A 20,374-nucleotide genomic window follows, 5' to 3' on the forward strand; every position below is an offset into this window, starting at 1 on the left:
AAAACAATGAGTTATTTTTAAACACCTAAAATAGACGTCTAGAAATCCATATAGCTAAATATAGAGTGTTTTATATTATTTGTCGAGATTTTTATTTAATCAATTAGCTAACATAATTCACAAAAAATCATGAGAATAGTTAACCGTTATTATAGGATAGATGAAAGCTTATCGAGCTAAAGATGATATAAGAAAAATCAATACACGTTAAAAAGCTCGGGTATCAGTTCGCCAGCTATCTGCGGTTAACGCTTCACCAAAATAACTATTAATTAATTTTTGGGTAATATCGCTTAACGGCGATGCTAACACTTCTGCTGTGTTACCATACTCAACAACATCCCCATTATGCATAACTAAAATTTCATCACTAATATGCTTCATCATACCAATATCTTGTGTGACATAAACATAAGAAATATTATGCTCGGCTTGTAGTGATAACATTAAGTTAACAATTTGAGAACGCATTGAAATATCTAACGCCGCCAAAGCTTCATCAAGAATAATGACTTTAGGTTTTAATATTAATGCCCTAGCTAATGCGACTCGCTGTTTTTGCCCCGCCGCCATAACCGAAGGATAATAAGCAGCATGCTCAGGTAATAACCCAACTTGTTTTAATACATCACTAATTAATCTTTCACGCTCATAGGCATTATATTTAGTATTATGTTTTAAAGGTATTTCTAACAATTGACCAATGCGTAATCTTGGATCAAACGAACTTTCAACATGTTGAAATATCATGCGAATAAGTTGACAGCGATAATGATAATCGCCATATTCAACCTTATTACCGTCAAGCCAAATATCGCCACTATCTGGTTTTATCATACCAACCAACATTTTAGCCAACGTCGATTTTCCCGATCCATTTTGCCCAATAATGGCTAACGTTTTTCCTTCATTTAACGAAAAAGATACCGGATTAACAGCATTAATTAGCAGCGTACCCAACAAGCCTTTAGGTATTTTAAAACGCTTCGATAAATTACGCACTTTCAGTATTGGATTCATGATCTGTTCCTATTTTATATAACTACTCATCCATATTTAACGGAAAATGACAAGCAACAGAATGATCTTTTATCGAGATAAGGTCAGGTGCTTGAATACATTTTTTTTGAGCATAAGGACATCGTGGACCTAAACGACAACCGATAGGTAAGTGTTCGAGTGATGGAATTACACCCGGAAGTGTATTTAATGGGCTTTTGTGTGGCATAGCTTTACCAAAATCAGGAATAGCATAAATTAAAGCTTGAGTATAAGGATGATAAGGCGATTTAATTAAATCTTCGCTGTCAGCAATTTCAACCGTTTGCCCACAATAAAGAACATTGATCCGGTCGGTCCATCTGGTGACCATCTGTAAATCATGACTAATAAGTAAAATCGTCGTACCAATATTTTGATTCATACTGGCAAGTAATCTAAATATCTGCGCTTCTGTGGTTGCTTCCATCGCATTAGTTGGTTCATCCGCAATTAATAGTTTAGGTTGATTGGCTAACGCAATAGCAATCATGACTTTTTGACACTCACCTTCTGTTAATTCAAACGGGTAAGATTTTAATATCTCTTTATGGTGTTTAATCCCTACTCGGTGCAGTAATTCAACTGCACGATTTTTGCGCCAAAATAGCCGCTGCCACCAATGTCCTTTAAACGTTCGCCTTGGAATTGCATCAACTAATTGCTGGCCAATTTTCATAGACGGATCTAAACAAGATTGTGGTTCTTGAAATATCATCGAAATATGTGCGCTAATGACCTTGCGACGTTGCTTTGTCGTTAGTTTAAGTAAATCAATATCATTAAAATAAAAACGATCGGCTGAAATCTTCCAATTATGATTCGTCACACCCAAAATAGCTTTAGCAATCAGACTTTTACCTGAACCCGATTCACCCACTAATCCACGAATTTCACCTTCTGATAATTTCAAATTAACACGATCTATCGCGCGTAATAGTCCATCTGGGGTGATAAATTCAATGGTTAAATTGCGAATATCTAACAAAGCCATAATTAATGTCCTGCTCGACGGCCATATAAACCAAAATTGAATAGATAAACAAACGTAATTGTCGCAGACACCGCTAAACCTGGAGCTAGAAATGCTAAATAATTACTATCAATAATATCTTTCATTTTAAACATCATCATACCTAAATCTGGGCGTGAAAGATCGTTGGCAAAGCCTAAAAAAGTGATAGTCGTTATGGCTAAAATAATTGAACCAAATAGCGAGACAATCTCAGTCAAATATACAGGTAAAATATTAGGTAAAATATAATGATTTAAAATTGAAAATGGCGATAAGCCATCAAGACGATATGCCGTGATATAAGTTTTATTCCATTCATTAATCGCCCGTTGATGAATATTATAAATAAAACGTGGCGTATAGGATAAGCCAACGACAAATAACATATTGGTGATATCATCTTCCCATAATAAGCTAATGACAATCACACCTAATAGTGGTGGAACTACCATACAAAATCGAAAAATAAATATGACAAATGGGCGTATAAACGAAACAAAAAACATAAGGTAATTAATTAAACCACCAATTACTACCACATAAAATACCGCTTTTAGTGTCATTGATATTGTGGAACGATATCCAATAAGCAGATAATCAAAAATATCTTGCCCATTAGCATTGGTACCTAAAATATGATTCAAATCCCCATTTGCCCACCAAGCTGGCGGTAATAATGTTGGATAAATAGGATTTAAATTGGCATGAAAAAACCACTTCGTTGATAACGCCACAAAAGCGATAGCTAATATGCCATAAAATCCGACAATTGAATAAAGATTACTATGCAATCGATTAAAGCATAATTTTATGTTTTTAAATAATTGTGCAACCTTAGACATAGTGTTCCTTATGGCGCAAAGGATAGATAGCAATTGCCGTAATATCGCCTAATAAGGTGAGTAGGCTTATTACAGTACCACAAGCAAGAATCGCAATAGAAATAATAAAATAATTATGGTGATGATAAGCAATCATCACCCATTGCCCTAATCCCACTCGATTGAATAGAATTTCAATCACCATCGTTGAAAATAATAGTGTTGTTGTATTGTAAGTCAATTGTGGAATTGTCGCAGGAATGGAATTAGGTAACAAATGGCGACGTAAAATTTTAAAAGGTGATCGCTCCCGAATTATCGCCATTTTAATATAATTTTGTCGTGAAGTACTTTTAACATTTTGACTGACTAACTGAATCGTCATAATGCTCGGTTGAATGGCTAAAATAATGATAGGCAATAACAAATAATGCAACTGATCAAGCAGAGCGGGTAATTTGACTTTTTTAGATGAAATTAATATATCCAACAAAGAGGTACCAGTAATAGATGGTGATACATTAAAATTCATTGATACCGACCAAGTAGGCGATAACAAGTACATAATAATGATAACCAGCATAACGATTGGGCAAGAATATAGCAATAAACTCACTAAACGAATGGCGGTATTTAACCAGTTAATATTGCTTAAACCCAGAAAGATACCTAAAGGTAATCCAACAAACAAAGCGACCAATAAAGCCAAAATACAAAGTTCAAATGTTGCCAACAGTGTATGAAAAAACGGCACAGTTTCACCTGTTATCAATTTAAACTGCCCTTGAAGCAATTGCTTAAAAAAAGCACTGTAGGCATCAACAAAACTTAGACTATTGAAATTAAACATTGAATTAGGCGCAAAATAGACTAAACAGAAGCTAATCTGAGCCAATACGCAGATAATAAATAAAAACGTCACTATTTTTTTGAAAATATAGATAATCATTGTTTATCTTTATCGCTAGTATAAATAAAACACGGTAGTAGCTATTACCGTGTTTTATTTAGTTGATTGATTAATCAGGTATAACCGGTTTACTTGCTGCGGCATAAGCATGATCTTGCGCACTTAAACCGCCAGCATTACCTTTTCCTTGATATTGATAATCCGCTTCTTGACGTGATTTTATACCCGTTTCCGATATCACATAATCAGGTGCAGGGGCTTTTGTCATCACTGACGAAGAGTAGCCGGTTGAATGCGTAATTGTATTATCCAATTTACTCTCATTGGTATTTTGTTCGATATCATTAAAATCAAACTGCAAATTACCTTCAGGTTGATTCGATACTGACACCGTATCATTAACCACTGCACCATCACTTGCTACTTGATCTTCTTTAATAATAATCGGCAATAATAATGAAGGTATCACTGCCACAGCAGCATTAGGTTCATCCTGAGTCAATTGACTATAATCAATCGATACGCGTCCTAAAGCTAATTCTAATGATGCCGCAGCAAATGGCAACGGCATTGGTGACTGCTTAAGTTCAGTATTTTTAACTCGTCGCTTATTACGTTGACCGTTCATACGTAAATGCCTTGATGTACGTCGTTGGCGTTTAGGTTGTACATCAGCAATAACATTATTATCCGTTGGTTCAGCGGCAATAACTGGCAACAATAAAGTTGGAATAATCACTCTTTCATTTGTTGTTCCGCTTTCAATTTGATGTTGAGTAATTGTCTCAACATTTTTCACGCGAACGCTTTTGGTTAATGTGCGCTGTTGTCGTCTTGGTTTAACCTCTTTTGGCTTACTTGGTGCTGTTTCGTTCGCCACTTTATCTGCTTTCGTTGCATTAACAGTAGTTGCCGAATTTGCATGACTATTTTGTTTACTTCGACGATGATTAGTTTTATTACTCGCTTCTTTTACTACAGCTTCAGAAGAAGATGGCGTTGTCACTAACTCATTATTGGCGTTATTGACGGTATTATTTTGACGATTATTACGTTGACGCCTGTTATTTGAACGCTGATTATCGCGTCGTTTGGCCGGTTGAGGTTTGACTTCTGGCTGTGGTTTTTCTTTTTCACCTGCAAATAATTGGCGTATCTTACCGAATAACCCACCGAAAAAGCTTCCTGAATTTTCAGCTTTTTTAGTTTCAACCTTAACTTTTGTAATGGTACTAGCTTCGACTTTAGGACCTGATAAGACCGCTTGTTCAACAACCACTTCCGTTGCCTGATCTTCTTCCTCTTCTTCAAGTTCACGGATCAATTTAGGCAGATTATAACTTAGTACATCAGTCTCTTCGCCACTTCGTTTACGAATCACTTTATAAAGTGGCGTTTCCATCTCTTCATCACCTGCTATGACAATTTTCACATCTGGGTGCATTCTTTCAATATTAGTGATGGCGCGACGTTTTTCATTAAGTAAATAACTGGCAATAGGAACAGGAACAATTACATCAATCTGAACAGTATTATCCTTCATTGCCTCTTCTTGGATTAATCGCAAGATAGAAAGTGATAATGAATTATTATCACGAACCGTACCCGTCCCTTGACAGCGAGGACAGATATGATGCGTGGCTTCTCGTAATGAAGGACTTAAACGTTGACGTGACATTTCAAGTAAACCAAAGCGCGAAATACGAGTGGTTTGAATCCTTGCACGGTCAGTTTTCATCGCTTCTTTTAAACGATTTTCAACTTCGCGTTGGTTACGAATTGGGGTCATATCAATAAAATCGATAACAATTAACCCACCTAAATCGCGCAAACGTAACTGACGGGCGATTTCCTCTGCGGCTTCAAGGTTAGTATTAAACGCGGTTTCTTCAATATCACTACCACGGATTGATTTGGCTGAGTTAATATCTATCGCGGTTAAAGCTTCGGTTGCATCAATAACAATCGAACCACCAGAAGGTAAGCGAACTTCTCGCTGGAATGCTGATTCAATTTGTCCTTCGATTTGGAAATGATTAAATAACGGCACATCACCATCATAAAGTTTTAATCGGCTAACATATTCTACTCGCCCTAAATCAACAAGCCGTTTTTTAGCAATTTCAAGCACTTTAGGGTTATCAATTAAGATATCGCCCACATCATCACGCAAATAATCACGAAATGCCCGAGTAATAATATCACTTTCTTTATGAATTAGGCTCGGCGCTGGATGATTTTTCGATTCGTTTTGGATCGCTGTCCAATAGTTAACTAATGCATCTAAATCTTGCTGTAACTCTTCTTGGCTTTTACCTACACCAGCAGTTCTAGCAATAACGCCCATACCTTTAGGTTTTTCAATCGCATCAATAATCCGTTTTAAATCGGCTCGCTCTTCACCCTCTATTCGTCGTGAAACCCCACCTGCACGAGGATCGTTTGGCATTAAAACTAAATAACTTCCCGCTAAACTAATGTAAGTGGTAAGCGCTGCACCTTTTTTGCCACGAATTTCTTTTTCGATTTGAATTAAAACTTCTTGGCCTTCTTGTAAATTTTTAATACTTCGACGACCAGTCACATTAGAGGGGAAATAGCTATCAGCAATCTCTTTTAGGGGTAAAAATCCATCACGTTCACCACCATAAGAAACAAAAGCCGCTTCCAAACTTGGATTAATTTTAGTAATTTTGCCTTTATAAATATTGGCCTTTTTTTGCTCATGCCCAAGACTTTCGATATCTAAATCATATAAGCGTTGGCCATCAACAAGAGCAACACGCAGCTCTTCTTGCTGGGTTGCGTTGATTAGCATTCTTTTCATTATTCTACACTCTTAATTAATCTTAATTAATTGTAGGTAGAACCTTACTATTAATAAGTGCTTATTTTCACAATGATCATTAATGGTACTTAACTAAATATTTTGATACGGTATTCATTATTTTAGTTGTGTTATTTTTGTTATTATTTTATGTGAATCCAATATCTGTTACACAATATCTATACAAAATTTTAGGCATCATTAGAATTCAAAAATCTTGCATACTTTTTGAACTATTCCTAAACATATAATTCATCGATATTATTACTTTGGTTAATTTGCAAACCGCAGTGAGGTTATCGACCTTGGCTAACAAACTAAATCTTTATGTGATTGTTTAAAATAAACATATTATTTAATTATAATGATTCTACTTACGCTATTTTATTTTTGATAAATTGTAATGTCTAACGCCATTGCTGCATTACAAGGATAAAAAATCCTGTCTTATTATTAACGTTTCAGCAAAGGATAGCAAGTAAATTAAACTTCAAATTTTATAGATAGTTAGCAAGTTATTTTAAATGCCTTATAAATACTGTTGAGTCAATAGTCAAAAACTAAGCTTATTCCCAATATACTTTATACTAAAACATCATAATAACCTGAAATATTTTTACAGTTTTTTTATTCTGTGATTGATAACACAAAATCGAGAATCAAAGCTCACTCGCTTAGTGCATATCTAAATCGATTGAGTATAATGACTGTCAAACAATGGTTAAAGAGAACACCTTACTTTATGAATAATTGTGAAAAAAATGCATTAGTCGAATTTACTTCACGTTGGATACATCAATTTGATGGCGCGCCGCACAATGACGAACTCCACGCTCTGCCCTCTCCTTGTATCATAAAAACCCAAAATTTATCGGTTTATTGGCAACCTTTTTTATTACAGCCACCGAAAAATCTAATGATTATTGAACAAGTCGTTGGTCTTAAATTACACCCAAGTGCTCATCTTTTTTATGGTAGCCAATATGCTGGCAATATGAGTGCAATCTTTGACAATATTGAATTACTCTTAATACAAGCTTGGAATGATGATGATTTTTCGAATCTGGAACAAAATTTAATTGCGCATCTAACCCAACAAAAAAAATTAAAAAGGATCCCCACTATTTTTATTGCGTCAACCAATGACAGTACCGAAATTATTGCAATAAATAATTTAACAGGGGAAGTCGTCAAAGAGGATTTGATTAGTGGAGAATTGACAACGTTAAGTCAGGATTTAACCGCTTTTTTAAATAAATTAATTGTTACTTGTTAAACAATAATTGTATACCAATAACGCATTAATTATATAGATAATAGACAAAATTAACTATTATCGAAATTGTATCTTACAAAATAATGTGTATATAATGCATTGAAAGTCATTAGATCAGATAGGTGAATTATGTTTGAAAATTTAACAGCAGCTCCCGCCGATCCCATTTTAGGATTAGCAGATCTTTATAATAAAGATGAACGCACTAACAAAATTAATCTTAGCGTTGGTGTTTACAAAGATGAAACAACTAAAACACCTATTTTAGAAAGTGTAAAAAAAGCAGAACACTTTTTATTAACTGATGAAACGACCAAAAGTTATTTACCTATTGATGGTGTCAATGCTTTTAACGTAGCAACTCAAAAACTTCTGTTTGGTCGTGAAAATGAACGTGCAAGAACCGCGCAAGCGCCGGGTGGAACGGGTGCATTACGAATTATGGCCGACTTTTTAGCACGCCGAACTAAAGTAAAACGAGTTTGGGTCAGTAATCCATCTTGGCCAAATCATCGCAGTGTATTCCAAACAGCAGGGCTTGAAGTGCGTGAATATCATTACTATGACCCACAAAACCATGAACTTAATTTTGATGCAATGATGAGTGATTTAAGTCTAGTTGCAGCTGGTGAAGCTGTGCTATTTCATGGTTGTTGCCATAATCCGACAGGCATTGATCCGACCACAGAACAATGGCAAGCCATTGCCGATTTAGCCTTAAAAAATGGTTGGTTACCGCTTTTTGATCTGGCTTATCAAGGTTTTGGTCAAGGCATTGAAGAAGATGTTTACGGATTAAAGTTGTTTGTCGAAAGTCAACCAGAACTACTGATTGCTAGTTCTTATTCAAAAAACTTTGGCCTGTATAACGAACGCGTTGGCGCATTTACCTTAATTGCTGCCGATAGTGAAATTGCCGATCGCGCTTTTAGCCAAGTCAAAACCATTATTCGAGCAAATTACTCAAATCCACCTGCGCATGGTGCAAAAATCGTTTCTTATATTTTAAACAATGATGAATTAAAAGAAGAATGGATAGATGAATTAACCAATATGCGACAACGTATTCACCGTATGCGTCAATTATTTGTCAAAACCTTACAAGAAAAAGGCGCTAACCAAGATTTTAGTTTCATCGCTAAACAAAATGGTATGTTCTCATTTAGTGGTTTAAGTGAAGAACAAGTACTAAAATTGCGTAACGATTATGGCATTTATATTGTCAATTCAGGACGAATTAACGTTGCAGGCATGACGTTAGATAACATGTCAAGACTGTGTGAATCAATTGTAGAGGTTTTATAAAATTTATTTTGCTATAAAATTGGGGTGAATTAATTCAATCTTTCATAAGATAAAATTAGTATCACCTACCGATTTTTTAGCAACTGCACCATATTACTGAAAATATAGCGGCTTGATAGCACTACTTTCTGACCTTTTAAGGCATTGTATAACATCCATCCATAATTATCGTGCCATTATTCACAATATTGCTTCTTAAAATATCTTCTCTACTACAACACATAACACGATATTCCTTTTAGTTATAACAATAGACAAACTGATTATTAGACGATGATCGAATTATTATGAATAATTATTAAACAGAGTAGAGAATAATTATTGAGGGTGATTTAGTGGCATCACACGTTATAGATTTTTTGATTTTAGGTAATAATTTTGGCACGAGTGAAATGCGCGCCATTTGGTCAGAACAACATCGTTTAGAAAAACAAGTACAAGTTGAAGTCGCCCTGGCGCAAGCACAAGGTGAACTGGGTGTGATACCACGCGAGGTTGCTGATGCAATTATTGAAAAAGCCGATGCTTCTCAACTATCTATTGAACAAATAGCCGATGAGGCCGCTAAAGCCAAACACTCCTTAATGTCAACTATCAATGCACTGCAAAAACAAGTCGGCGAAGCAGGTCAATTTATTCATTATGGCGCAACGACCCAAGATATTGTTGATACGGCGACAGTTTTACAACTAAAACAATCATTTGCAATAATTGAGCGTGATACCAAACTGATCGCGAATGAACTCAAACGGTTAGCCAAACAATATCAATATTTACCGATGGTTGGGCGTACTCATGGTATGCAAGCACTTCCAACAACGTTTGGCTTTAAGCTTGCAGTTTGGTTAGATGAGTTTGTTCGCCACTTACAACGGTTAAATGAAATTAAACAACGAGTACTGGTCGGTAATATCAGTGGCGCAATTTGTACCTATGCATCAATGGGTGAGCTAGGGCCGAAAATTGAACAGCAGGCATTAACCTTACTCGGTCTTAATACTCCGAATATTGGCTGGCAAGCAGCTCGTGATCGGTTTTCAGAATACGCATCAGTCATCGCCTTAATCAGCGGCACACTCGGTAAAATTGGTAATGAATTTTATAATTTAATGCGTACTGAAATTAATGAGGTAGAAGAGCCTTTTTCAGACGGAAAAATTGGCTCAACGACCATGCCACATAAACGCAATCCAGCAGCACTAGAAGGTCTTGCCAGCTTAACGGCGCCATTATTAAAAAGTGTGGCGCTAATTCATGAATCGATGAAAGTTGAACATGAACGTGACGCCATGAGCTGGCGAGCTGAGTGGATCGCCCTGCCTGAAATTAACCTTTATATTTCTGCACAATTACAAACAGCATTAGCTGTTTTGAAAGGTTTAAAAGTCAATGCCGAACAAATGCTCACCAATTTGTCATTACAAAATGGCTTATTACTGTCAGAGAAGGTCATGTTTGAAATCGGTAAACGGTTAGGTAAACAGACAGCACATCATTTAGTTTATCAAAATGCAATGAAGGCTTTTGAACAGCATCGCCCCTTTAAAGCGGTATTATTAGAAGATCCCAACTTGAACCAAGAATTTACCGATACTGAGCTTGAAAACTGGTTAAATCCAATTAATTACTTAGGATCAGCATCCGAAAAAGTCCAGCAAGTGATTGATTATGCGGATAAAAGCGGAGTGTTAATATGATTTTTCGCTTGATGACTTATGATGATATTCCTGCTTATCAAACGTTATTACACAATGCCTATCAGGCAGTCAGTCAATTAGGCATTCATTTTGCCGCTGCGACTGTTGACCGATTTACCATTGCCAATCACATTGAATCGAATGCGGTGTATGTTACTGAAAAAGATAGCGAATTAGTATCAACGTTGAGTATTCGCTTTCCTTGGGGTAATAATCCTGGACCTTATGGCTTACCCCATTTAGGCTGGTTTGCAACCAATCCCCAATATAAAGGTCAAGGCTATGGCAATGCATTATGGGACTGGGTAGAAAATCAAATTTTAATCAATCAATTAAAATTACCTGCGGCTACATTAGGTACTGCACAAAATCATCCTTGGTTAGCACAAATTTATATCAATAAAGGTTATCGTCCGATTGGTCAAGCTGACTTAACACCAGATCACACTACACTTTATTTTGAAAAAATACTTAATCATAAAAATTATACTCAATGGAAATCAAGGAGTAATTAACGATGAGAACAATAAAAACGATAGTATCGGCCGTATTATTTGCAAGCTTGACGTTACTAGTTGGTTGTGATGATAAAGCGACCAATCAAGCAACAGAACAAAAGGTCATTAAAGTTGGCTCGACAGGACAAAGCTATCCAAATGGCTTCAAACAAGACGGCAAGTTAATTGGTTTTGATGTGGAAGTGACACAAGCGATTGCTAACGAGTTAGGCTATCAAGTTGAATGGGTCATTGCTGAATTCGGTGGCTTAATGGGGCAGTTCGATTCAGGGCGATTAGATACCATTGCCAATGCTGTTGCAATAACGCCGGCCCGTCAAGCCAAATACGATTTTTCCAATGCTTACAGCTTTTATGGTAGCCAAATAGTTACACATAAAGATAATCAAACCATTAATACTCTTTCTGATTTTAAGGGTAAAACTATTGCTGGCGTGCTGGGTTCAAATCACATTAACAATTTGAAAAAAGCATTCCCAAATAATGAAGTCACAATTAAAACTTACGAAACAAGAGACGGCGCAATGTATGACACTGAATATCAGCGTGTTGACGGTTATGTAAATTCTAAACCAATTTTACTTGCTGAAATTAAACGAAAAAATTTACCGTTTAAATTAGTCGGTGAACCAATAACTATCGAACAAGTAGCGTTCCCATTTAGTAAAGATGAAAAAGGTAAAGCACTACGTGAAAAATTCAATCAAGCTTTAGAAAAATTACGTGCAAATGGAACATTGAAAAATCTATCAATTAAATATTTTGGCGAAGATATTACCTCATGAATTTTAACATAGACTATTTTTTAGGTGTGTTCCCGCAGATTTTACCTTATTTGCCAGTAACACTCTTTATTTCTATCGTATCGATTATTTTCGCCATTGTTTTAGGACTCGCTATCGCACTAGTAAGAAACAATAACATTGTTATTGTCGATTCGATTTTTTCGCTGTTTATTTCGCTATTTCGAGGGATCCCTTCAGTTGTTTTACTATTTATTATCTATTATGGCTTACCCCAAATTTTTCCTGCATTAAAACAGATGGGCGCAACTACAGCGGCCATTATCTGCTTTAGCCTAAAATATTCAGCGTATTTAGCCGAAATTTTTCGGGCAGGATTAACATCAGTCGATATTGGTCAAAAAGAGGCAGGACTTACATCAGGTTTAAGTATCTTTCAAGTTTATCGAGGCATAATATTGCCACAAGCTATGGTCAACGCTCTGCCAAATACTGGTAATATGTTTATCTCTTTACTTAAAGATTCATCCGTGGCTTTTTTTGTTGGTGTGCAAGAATTACTTGCCGCAGGGAAGATGTTAACGGCAAACTCTTTTCTTTATTTTGAAACCTACTTAGCGGTGGGTATTGTCTATTGGCTAACTGTTGTTGCTTATTCTTGGATACAAAAACAGTTAGAACGTAAACTCACCAAGCCCTATCATCGTTAAGGAGCAAAGGAATGATTTCTGTATCTCATTTATCTAAACGGTTTGCTGATAATGAAGTGCTAAAAGATATTAACTTGCAGGTAAAACAAGGCGAAGTTGTCGCTATTATTGGTCCTTCTGGTTCAGGAAAATCAACATTATTACGTTGTTTAAATTTACTGGAAAAACCCAATACAGGTACAATTCGTATCGGTGAGGTTGTTCTTAATTGTAATCAGTACAGCCATAAAGATGAAAGCAATTTACGTAAACAATCTTCCATGGTATTTCAACACTATAATTTATTTAAAAATAAAACAGCGTTAGAAAATATTACCTATCCACTTAAAGTGGGTAAAAAAATGAATAAAAATCAGGCTAAAGAGCTTGGCATATCACTATTAACCCATGTAGGCATGCTCGAATATGCAAATCAGTACCCAAGTACTTTATCCGGAGGTCAACAACAGCGGGTTGCCATTGCTCGTGCATTAGCGGTGAGGCCCAATGTACTATTATTCGATGAACCTACATCAGCGCTCGATCCTGAGCGGGTACACGAAGTATTACAAGTCATGTTACAACTTGCTAAAGAAAACATTACCATGATCATTGTCACGCACGAAATGGAATTCGCCAAATATGTCGCTGATCGTATCATTTTTATGGCAAATGGTATCATTATAGAAGAAGGTGTAGCTAAATCTGTTATCGATAATCCACAACATGCCCTCACGCAACGCTTTTTGCGCCAATTAAGCGACGATATTAATTTCGAAATTTAGTGAATACCTTGTTCATTGAATAAAAGTCAGAAATCATTCTATCGCTTAAAGGGTTAAAGCGTTAACCAATGTCGTTTAACAAATTGGTCAACGCTTAGTCCTGTAGCCAATTGATAGATATCTTTCACTAAATTATCGGCTTTTTGTTCGTTCCCTACTGCTTTTTTTAATTTTAACTGCATCTCAAGCTTGGTATAGGGATTGTTTGGGGAACCTTTAGGGCTATCAATCCGCTGACAAATTGTATTTCCAGAATTAAAATGAATCTCTACCACAACATAGCGTCCAGTATAAGCGCCTGGTTGTGCGGTAACATCTATCTGACAGCTATCTTGAGTTTGATAGGTACGTTGCATTTTTTGCATCAATTTATGGATATTCTTTGGTATAGGATTTGAGGAAAATTGTTCAAAATCAAGTGGGATCCCCAATAGCGTTAACGCTAAAATATATTCAGCAGAAAATCGCCCCTGTTCCGCTAGGGTTGGTGATGAATAAATTAGCGCGGCATCACTGTTCGGTGGTGCAAAGAAAATTGTGATATGAGATATATCATGACAATTAAATTGTGGATGCTGAAACAGTAATTGTCCCGCATCAGCTATATATGCAGCTGCAGAACAGTAAGAATAAGTCTTAAACCATAATCCAGGGTTAGCGATCTTCCAACTTTTGCCCCATTGATTTAATCTAAAATTACCATTACCTTGCCCATAAACCGCTAGAAACCCTAATTTGTCATCGAGAAAATCTTTATCAGCCGATATCCCAATACTTAACCATGCAATAGACTGGATCGCCTGTTGAGCCGCTAATCCTGCATGTAAAAATTTAATCGGTGTGCCCATGAGTAAGCGCATTCCTGACGCTTGAGTTGCCGCTAATGCTAATGCTTGAGATAAAAAAGGCTTATCATACAAATAACAAATTGCTGCCGTTGCTGCCATTGCCCCGAGCGTAATAGTTGTATGCCAACCTTTTTCATAATGCTGTGGATTGACGCTTTTACCTAATAAAGCCATGACTTCAACACCAATAATATACGCGGTTAAAAACCGGTGTCCATTCAGATCAATCGCGTTTCGGTTGTCTAATCGAATACTGGCAAACAGTGCTGATAAAATAACAGCCGAAGGATGTCCTCGCACATCAGCATGCACATCATCATAATCTAAGCAGTGCGCTTGATAGCCATTAAATAAGGCAGCCTGGCGTGCTGTTGCCAATTTTTTTTGCCCAACCAGCCAAGATCGGGCATGCCCACCTTCATCCGCTATCCACGCCAAGAGCTTTTGTGCATCACTATCATCACGTGCTTGTAAACTACATGCAAAATAATCAATCACACCATTAATCGCACATTCAATTGTGTGAGGATCAGTGATTAGCGGTGTATTTTTTATTAAACAACTCAACTGTTTGCCTAAATTCATTCGCTGCTCATTAAAACGGTTTGATTTACTTACTCATTAAAATAACCGATAACCAGTAATAAATTAAAGATTATAAAATTATATTTTTATAACTAAAAATCATTAGATTATACAGTTGCATTGATATAGGCTTTCTTGAGTAAAATTTTATATGTTAAACTAAATCACCTTTGAGTTATCCATATCAGAAACTAGCAAGTTTTATTATGTCAATTTGTTATATTGCCTTAGGAAGTAATTTACAAGATCCCCTTGCGCAAGCAAAACAGGCTATTACAGCTTTAAAACAATTACCCAAGACTCATGTTATCGATGTTTCACCTTTTTACCGGAGTAAACCGCTAGGTCCTCAGGATCAAAATGATTATCTTAATGCCGTAATTAAGCTATCAACGTCCTTATCGCCCATTGAATTATTGGATCAGTTACAATCGATTGAACAATCACAAGGGCGCGTTCGCAAAGAAAATCGTTGGGGAGCAAGAACGTTAGATCTTGATATTTTGTTATATGATGAGTTAATCATGAACACTGAACGATTAACCATTCCACATTACCATATGAAAAAAAGAGAATTTGTTCTTTATCCCTTATTTGATATCGCTCCAGACTTAGTCTTACCTGATAACGATAACTTGTATGACTTAGTCAAGAAATGCCCCGAAAATGGATTAAAAAAGTGGGATAATTGATTATTTCGATTAATAACATAGAGTTGTCACATTTTATTTCGATTTAAGCAAAAAAAAATTAAAAAAAATTTGCCAACGGCTAATTTATTGCTATAGTTTACCGCTTGCAAATAATCTGTACTTAAGGGGATTGCTGTGAAAAAGGAACAAAAAGTAAATACATCTTCTCTAAGCCTGCTTTCAATTGCGGGACTTGAGCCTTATAAAGAGGCCAAAGACGAGGAGTATATGAATCCTAAGCAATTGAAGCATTTCAAACTCATCTTAGAAGCGTGGCTTGCTCAATTACAAGGTGAAATGGGAAAAACTGTTTCACACATGCAAGATGAAGCTGCAAATTTTCCAGATCCAGCTGACCGAGCAACTCAAGAAGAAGAATTTAGCCTGGAATTACGTGCTCGTGATAGAGAACGAAAACTGATCAAGAAAATTGAGAAAACATTAAAGAAAATCGAAACCGATGATTTTGGTTATTGTGAGTCTTGTGGCGTAGAAATTGGCATTCGTCGCTTAGAGGCAAGACCTACGGCTGATTTATGCATCGATTGTAAAACACTTGCTGAACTTCGCGAAAAACAGATGGGTATGTAAACCTATTTGTTAAAACTCACTATTTAACAACTATGTCTAAGCGCTATATTGGTCGCTTTGCACCGTCACCATCCGGACCTTTACATTTTGGTTCGTTGGTGACCGCCTTAGGTAGCTATTTACAAGCAAAATCAAAGCATGGTAAGTGGCTCGTTCGAATTGAAGATATCGATCCGCCAAGAGAAGTAAAAGGTGCATCATCCTTAATATTAAAAACGTTAGACGCACTCAACTTATATTGGGATGACCACGTCCTTTATCAGTCCGCATGCAGTGAACGCTACCGAGCTGCATTAAACCAGTTACTACAAAACCAACAAGCCTACTATTGTAATTGCACAAGACAACGAATACAGTTATTGCCTAACGGATTTTATGATGGTTTTTGCCGCCAACAACACTTAACGCTAAAGGATGATCAACCATATGCGATACGTTTAAAGCAAAATCACCCTATTTTTGAGTTCACGGATAAAATTCTAGGTTTACAAAAAATTGCAGCAATAAATGCGAATGAAGATTTTATTATTCATCGCAAAGATGGTTTATTTGCTTATAATTTAGTAGTGGTACTCGATGACCATCAACAAGGCATCACCGAAATTGTCCGCGGCGCAGATTTATTGCCCGTTACCGGTAAACAAATATCACTTTATCAGCTTTTTGGTTTTAACGTTCCCAGCTACTGCCACCTGCCTTTAGTGCTGGATAATAATGGCAATAAATTATCTAAACAAAATCACGCTAAAGCCATTGAACTTAGCAATACTCAATCAATCACTGCGCAAGCATTACAATTTTTAGGTCAACCTTTACCGCTTGATTGGCAAGATGCAACTCAGCAACAGCTACTTGATTGGGCAATCAGCCATTGGAATCTCGCATTAATACCGAAACAAAATAAGCCATTATCCACCAATGTAGGATAAATTCGGCGTAATACCAACTTTATGTTGGTGCAATAGATGTTTTTCAGGTTTTATCATTAGTGAGGCTAAAATTCGTGCTTTTAATTGTGCTTTTTGTTCAGAACTAGTGAGCAAATCACGCAAATCTACTGCGGCATCACCAAATAAACAATAATGCAGTTTACCGATTGAAGAGACCCTTAAGCGATTACAACTTTTACAAAAATCTTTTGAATAAGGCATAATCAAACCAATTTTACCCAAGTATTGAGGATGAAAATAAACTTTAGCCGGTCCAGATAAAGCTTGTTTAGGCTGTAACTGCCAACCTTGTTCAATGAGCTGTAATTCAATGGAGTGACCCGCTAAATGATAACGATTAAAAAGGTCTTGGCTTTCACCGGTTTCCATAAGTTCAATAAAACGTAACTCTATCGGACGCTGTTTTATCCAAGCTAAATAATCGCTCAATTTATCATTCATATTTTTCATTAATACAGTATTAATTTTAACTTTTTTAATACCTACTTCTAATGATTTTTCCACCCCTTGCAATAGTTCTTTAAGTTTATCTTGGCCTGTAATTAATTTAAATAAATGGGGTGAAAAACTATCAATACTAATATTAATCGAACTCAGTCCAGCTTGATGCCAATGATGAACATTTTTTAATAAACGCGAACCATTAGTTGTCACCGCCACATCGCGAACACTAGGATAAGAAGCGATCATTGATAAAATATCGATAAAATCTCGACGTAAGGTCGGCTCTCCACCAGTTAAACGAATTTTATGCACACCAAGTTCAGTAAAGGTCGATACAATATTATCGATCTCATTGAGCGTTAAGAAGTGATGATCTTTATTCGGGCGATAACCATTGGGTAAACAGTATTGACACTGAAAATTACACAGTTCGGTAATCGACAAGCGTAGATACTGAAATCGACGCTGATAATTATCCATTAATTGCATATATAACAAACACCTTATCCAAATCGGGAAGCATAGCCATTTCTGCGCTATACCGCGGCTAAGTTACCATATGAAACAAAAAATTCACTTAGGTAAAATAGCTTCAGAGTTTGTTTTAGTCTAGCATAGACTCGATTTTTTGACTATGAACAATTAATCAATATCAACATAATAAATAACAATTTAGTACTCAAATTATTGATTCGTGCTAGTCATTGCCATTTTAGGTATTGATAACTGTAATGTAATTTGGAATAGATGGAGCATGACGATAAAGATAAACCCACCGCATACCATCTTTATGAAGTTTTAGGTAGTGCTTAACTAATTTATCAATTTCAGTATCGTCAGCTGATTGTTGATTTTTATATTGATCAATAAATTCTTGCACAATATCTTCACCCTCGGTTAAAGGACCTTGATATGCTACCAAATAATCTTGACTTAACTGCTCTAATTTATTAAAGAAAAGATAATGCTCTTTTTCGATATCAAACTGTTTAGGATTGTTATAACCTAAAGTGGTAAAAATCCTGTCTGCTATAGCAGACCCTGCATTTATTTCCTTTTTTAAGCCATAAAATATTTTTAAAGGAATAAGTAACATTGCACCAAAAAAAACGAGTAACAACGGCACCCATGAACTTTTTAAATAGGCTTGTATCACGCCAAAAATGCCGCTTAAAATAGCTATTAGTCCAATTACCTTTACAATTAGCGGTGTATGAATGCTAGGTTCATTAAGTTTCGCTTCTGTTCCCTCTGTGGCATAAGGATGTAACCATAGTAGATGATCAATGGGGCGACGTAGCGCATAGGCAAAATAAGTCCCACCTGCAATTTGATCAACGACAACTTCAACATAGTCACCTTCAGCAAAAGCTACTCGACAACATACCCCTTCAATTATATTATCGCCTAATTTAAAACGAAAATATTGTTCAATATCGGAGGTCGGGCAATCTAATTCATTTCTTGTAGCGTACATAGCTAATCGTTTATTTGCCGTAAAAACTAAGCTTAAATGTCCAATCATGTATAGATTAAGGTCAGAACAACCAGCTAATTTCCGAGCATGAGTAAAACTCTCTACTGTATCGTATACCTCAAGATTGGTTATATGACCGGTGATTATTTGAAAACATTCACTATTTGTTGTTAAACTCGATTGCATATCAGTGCCTTTTTTATCTAATTTATCCATGGTTACTAATCAATAATTTTAAGCCAATTGGGTAATATCGGTGTTGTGCAATAGTAATTGTATCCACCTTTGAACTGTTGTAATTTTTTAAACTGAGGTGTTTGTGGATCATTAAATAGTTCAGAAGCACCAGCACGATGTAATTTTTTAAAGCGTTCTGTTTCTTTATTAACACTATGCTTCCAAGCCTCAGAATAACCAAAACAGGTTAAAATCTGATTACAAAAAAATGTGTATCCGCCACCGGCAGCATAAAAAAAGAAAACTGTTGAAATAATCAAACCATAAAAACTAAATTTGAAAACATTAAGATAATAATCTAATGATTCACCACAAAAAATGCCGATGATTGAGACCATAATGCAGATTATAACAACAAAAAATGTCAACAAAATAAAGTTTACTTTCACGCATTCAAATGCAGTTTCCTCCATAAAACTAGGAAAAATTAACGCATGTTGCTCGGGAATTCGAACTGCATAACATTCATAAACATCATCATCCCGCGTTGGTTTTACAAGCATTTCAACATAATCACCATCATTAAAACCGACTTGTTTAAGTCGCCCTTCAACTTGATGACTGCCAACATAACAATTAAAGTATTTTCCTTTTAAAAACGGACGCCAATTAAATAAATAGCAAAAAAAGGCGAATATAGATGAAGCGAGTATCAATCCTTTTTCATCAATTTCTCCCTTTCTCAATTTACTTACAGTGCCTTTAAGTAAACAAAAATCTTTTTTCATAATTGTCACATTTCCTTATGGCTTAATCTATGTAATTGATAATTTAATCATCATAGTATAAAAATCTAATTTATATCAATATTACTTATACCTTTTAGGATATATCAATTTATTAGAATATTATATTATTCTTAACTTTACTTATTAAAAGTTCTGGTTGAATATATAATGATTTTTTGTCGATAAAACCGTCAAATG

Annotated in this window: 19 protein-coding genes and 1 riboswitch; of the genes, 10 read left to right on the top strand and 9 right to left on the bottom strand. The window is 35.8% G+C overall.

Features of this window, described 5'->3' with window-relative positions; all coding sequences use genetic code 11:
- Positions 1-207: 207 nt before the first annotated feature.
- The 5 genes from J3U66_RS10275 to rne form a co-directional block, all read right to left on the bottom strand.
- Positions 208-1,023 (bottom strand): ATP-binding cassette domain-containing protein, encoded by an 816-nt coding sequence (locus tag J3U66_RS10275; protein ID WP_267334191.1) that lies wholly within the window; start codon positions 1,021-1,023, stop codon positions 208-210.
- A 19-nt stretch (positions 1,024-1,042) separates the two neighbouring features.
- A complete protein-coding gene (locus J3U66_RS10280; RefSeq protein ID WP_267334138.1) occupies positions 1,043-2,032 on the bottom strand; it encodes an oligopeptide/dipeptide ABC transporter ATP-binding protein in 990 nt (329 codons plus the stop codon).
- 2 nt (positions 2,033-2,034) lie between these two features.
- Complete coding sequence (locus J3U66_RS10285) at positions 2,035-2,895, bottom strand: ABC transporter permease subunit (RefSeq protein WP_267334137.1); 861 nt, start codon at positions 2,893-2,895, stop codon at positions 2,035-2,037.
- A complete protein-coding gene (locus J3U66_RS10290) occupies positions 2,888-3,823 on the bottom strand; it encodes an ABC transporter permease subunit (RefSeq protein ID WP_267348887.1) in 936 nt (311 codons plus the stop codon). The genes J3U66_RS10285 and J3U66_RS10290 overlap by 8 nt, the downstream gene beginning before the upstream one ends.
- Positions 3,824-3,893: 70 nt before the next feature.
- Positions 3,894-6,611, bottom strand: coding sequence for a ribonuclease E (gene rne / locus J3U66_RS10295; protein ID WP_267348889.1), 2,718 nt, complete (start codon positions 6,609-6,611; stop codon positions 3,894-3,896).
- A gap of 742 nt (positions 6,612-7,353) precedes the next feature.
- Here rne and syd point away from each other — a divergent pair.
- The 7 genes from syd (at position 7,354) to J3U66_RS10330 (ending at position 13,624) form a co-directional block, all read left to right on the top strand.
- On the top strand, positions 7,354-7,887 hold the full coding sequence (syd, locus tag J3U66_RS10300; RefSeq protein WP_267344536.1) for a SecY-interacting protein: 534 nt from the start codon (positions 7,354-7,356) through the stop codon (positions 7,885-7,887).
- 129 nt (positions 7,888-8,016) lie between these two features.
- On the top strand, positions 8,017-9,192 hold the full coding sequence (locus tag J3U66_RS10305) for an aromatic amino acid transaminase (protein ID WP_267344534.1): 1,176 nt from the start codon (positions 8,017-8,019) through the stop codon (positions 9,190-9,192).
- A 335-nt stretch (positions 9,193-9,527) separates the two neighbouring features.
- Positions 9,528-10,889, top strand: coding sequence for an adenylosuccinate lyase (gene purB, locus J3U66_RS10310; RefSeq protein WP_267334132.1), 1,362 nt, complete (start codon positions 9,528-9,530; stop codon positions 10,887-10,889).
- Complete coding sequence (locus tag J3U66_RS10315) at positions 10,886-11,404, top strand: GNAT family N-acetyltransferase (protein ID WP_267348891.1); 519 nt, start codon at positions 10,886-10,888, stop codon at positions 11,402-11,404. The genes purB and J3U66_RS10315 overlap by 4 nt, the downstream gene beginning before the upstream one ends.
- A 2-nt stretch (positions 11,405-11,406) precedes the next feature.
- Positions 11,407-12,192, top strand: coding sequence for an amino acid ABC transporter substrate-binding protein (locus tag J3U66_RS10320; protein WP_267334130.1), 786 nt, complete (start codon positions 11,407-11,409; stop codon positions 12,190-12,192).
- Complete coding sequence (locus J3U66_RS10325) at positions 12,189-12,860, top strand: amino acid ABC transporter permease (RefSeq protein ID WP_267334129.1); 672 nt, start codon at positions 12,189-12,191, stop codon at positions 12,858-12,860. Before J3U66_RS10320 ends, J3U66_RS10325 begins: the two co-directional genes overlap by 4 nt.
- A gap of 11 nt (positions 12,861-12,871) precedes the next feature.
- On the top strand, positions 12,872-13,624 hold the full coding sequence (locus J3U66_RS10330) for an amino acid ABC transporter ATP-binding protein (RefSeq protein ID WP_267348893.1): 753 nt from the start codon (positions 12,872-12,874) through the stop codon (positions 13,622-13,624).
- Positions 13,625-13,677: 53 nt separating this feature from the next.
- Here the strand turns inward: J3U66_RS10330 and J3U66_RS10335 are convergent, their stop codons facing one another.
- Positions 13,678-15,057 carry an MmgE/PrpD family protein gene (locus J3U66_RS10335; protein ID WP_267348895.1) on the bottom strand — a complete coding sequence of 460 codons (1,380 nt, stop codon included), beginning with the start codon at positions 15,055-15,057 and terminating at the stop codon, positions 13,678-13,680.
- A gap of 206 nt (positions 15,058-15,263) precedes the next feature.
- Here J3U66_RS10335 and folK point away from each other — a divergent pair, with 206 nt between their 5' ends.
- From folK to gluQRS, 3 genes are all read left to right on the top strand, one after another.
- Entirely contained in the window at positions 15,264-15,749 is a 486-nt protein-coding gene (gene folK / locus J3U66_RS10340) for a 2-amino-4-hydroxy-6-hydroxymethyldihydropteridine diphosphokinase (protein ID WP_267348897.1), read from the top strand.
- A gap of 135 nt (positions 15,750-15,884) precedes the next feature.
- Positions 15,885-16,340, top strand: a complete 456-nt coding sequence (gene dksA / locus J3U66_RS10345; protein ID WP_065634076.1) for an RNA polymerase-binding protein DksA — start codon at positions 15,885-15,887, stop codon at positions 16,338-16,340.
- A gap of 32 nt (positions 16,341-16,372) precedes the next feature.
- Positions 16,373-17,269 (top strand): tRNA glutamyl-Q(34) synthetase GluQRS, encoded by an 897-nt coding sequence (gluQRS, locus tag J3U66_RS10350; protein ID WP_267334125.1) that lies wholly within the window; start codon positions 16,373-16,375, stop codon positions 17,267-17,269.
- On the opposite strand, the gene moaA is transcribed toward gluQRS, so the two are convergent.
- The 3 genes from moaA to J3U66_RS10365 all read right to left on the bottom strand — a co-directional run bounded on the left by moaA (position 17,249) and on the right by J3U66_RS10365 (position 20,176).
- Positions 17,249-18,223 carry a GTP 3',8-cyclase MoaA gene (gene moaA, locus J3U66_RS10355; protein ID WP_267348899.1) on the bottom strand — a complete coding sequence of 325 codons (975 nt, stop codon included), beginning with the start codon at positions 18,221-18,223 and terminating at the stop codon, positions 17,249-17,251. The two genes, gluQRS and moaA, sit on opposite strands and share 21 nt — an antisense overlap.
- Positions 18,219-18,343: riboswitch (molybdenum cofactor riboswitch) on the bottom strand. It overlaps the preceding gene by 5 nt.
- Positions 18,344-18,446: 103 nt before the next feature.
- Positions 18,447-19,427, bottom strand: a complete 981-nt coding sequence (locus J3U66_RS10360) for a hypothetical protein (protein WP_267344526.1) — start codon at positions 19,425-19,427, stop codon at positions 18,447-18,449.
- A 5-nt stretch (positions 19,428-19,432) separates the two neighbouring features.
- The gene (locus tag J3U66_RS10365) at positions 19,433-20,176 is read right to left on the bottom strand and encodes a hypothetical protein (RefSeq protein WP_267348901.1); all 744 of its coding nucleotides are present in this window, start codon (positions 20,174-20,176) and stop codon (positions 19,433-19,435) included.
- Between the last annotated feature and the right edge of the window lie 198 nt (positions 20,177-20,374).

Source organism: Gilliamella sp. B2969 (assembly GCF_026536195.1).
GTDB lineage: Bacteria > Pseudomonadota > Gammaproteobacteria > Enterobacterales > Orbaceae > Gilliamella.

Coding starts and splice junctions, on each gene's coding strand:
- J3U66_RS10280 (WP_267334138.1), bottom strand. CDS start 2,032: ATGGCTTTGTTAGATATTCGCAATTTAACCATTGAATTTATCACCCCA.
- J3U66_RS10285 (WP_267334137.1), bottom strand. CDS start 2,895: ATGTCTAAGGTTGCACAATTATTTAAAAACATAAAATTATGCTTTAAT.
- J3U66_RS10290 (WP_267348887.1), bottom strand. CDS start 3,823: ATGATTATCTATATTTTCAAAAAAATAGTGACGTTTTTATTTATTATC.
- rne (WP_267348889.1), bottom strand. CDS start 6,611: ATGAAAAGAATGCTAATCAACGCAACCCAGCAAGAAGAGCTGCGTGTT.
- syd (WP_267344536.1), top strand. CDS start 7,354: ATGAATAATTGTGAAAAAAATGCATTAGTCGAATTTACTTCACGTTGG.
- J3U66_RS10305 (WP_267344534.1), top strand. CDS start 8,017: ATGTTTGAAAATTTAACAGCAGCTCCCGCCGATCCCATTTTAGGATTA.
- J3U66_RS10315 (WP_267348891.1), top strand. CDS start 10,886: ATGATTTTTCGCTTGATGACTTATGATGATATTCCTGCTTATCAAACG.
- J3U66_RS10320 (WP_267334130.1), top strand. CDS start 11,407: ATGAGAACAATAAAAACGATAGTATCGGCCGTATTATTTGCAAGCTTG.
- J3U66_RS10325 (WP_267334129.1), top strand. CDS start 12,189: ATGAATTTTAACATAGACTATTTTTTAGGTGTGTTCCCGCAGATTTTA.
- J3U66_RS10330 (WP_267348893.1), top strand. CDS start 12,872: ATGATTTCTGTATCTCATTTATCTAAACGGTTTGCTGATAATGAAGTG.
- J3U66_RS10335 (WP_267348895.1), bottom strand. CDS start 15,057: ATGAATTTAGGCAAACAGTTGAGTTGTTTAATAAAAAATACACCGCTA.
- folK (WP_267348897.1), top strand. CDS start 15,264: ATGTCAATTTGTTATATTGCCTTAGGAAGTAATTTACAAGATCCCCTT.
- gluQRS (WP_267334125.1), top strand. CDS start 16,373: ATGTCTAAGCGCTATATTGGTCGCTTTGCACCGTCACCATCCGGACCT.
- moaA (WP_267348899.1), bottom strand. CDS start 18,223: ATGCAATTAATGGATAATTATCAGCGTCGATTTCAGTATCTACGCTTG.
- J3U66_RS10360 (WP_267344526.1), bottom strand. CDS start 19,427: ATGGATAAATTAGATAAAAAAGGCACTGATATGCAATCGAGTTTAACA.
- J3U66_RS10365 (WP_267348901.1), bottom strand. CDS start 20,176: ATGAAAAAAGATTTTTGTTTACTTAAAGGCACTGTAAGTAAATTGAGA.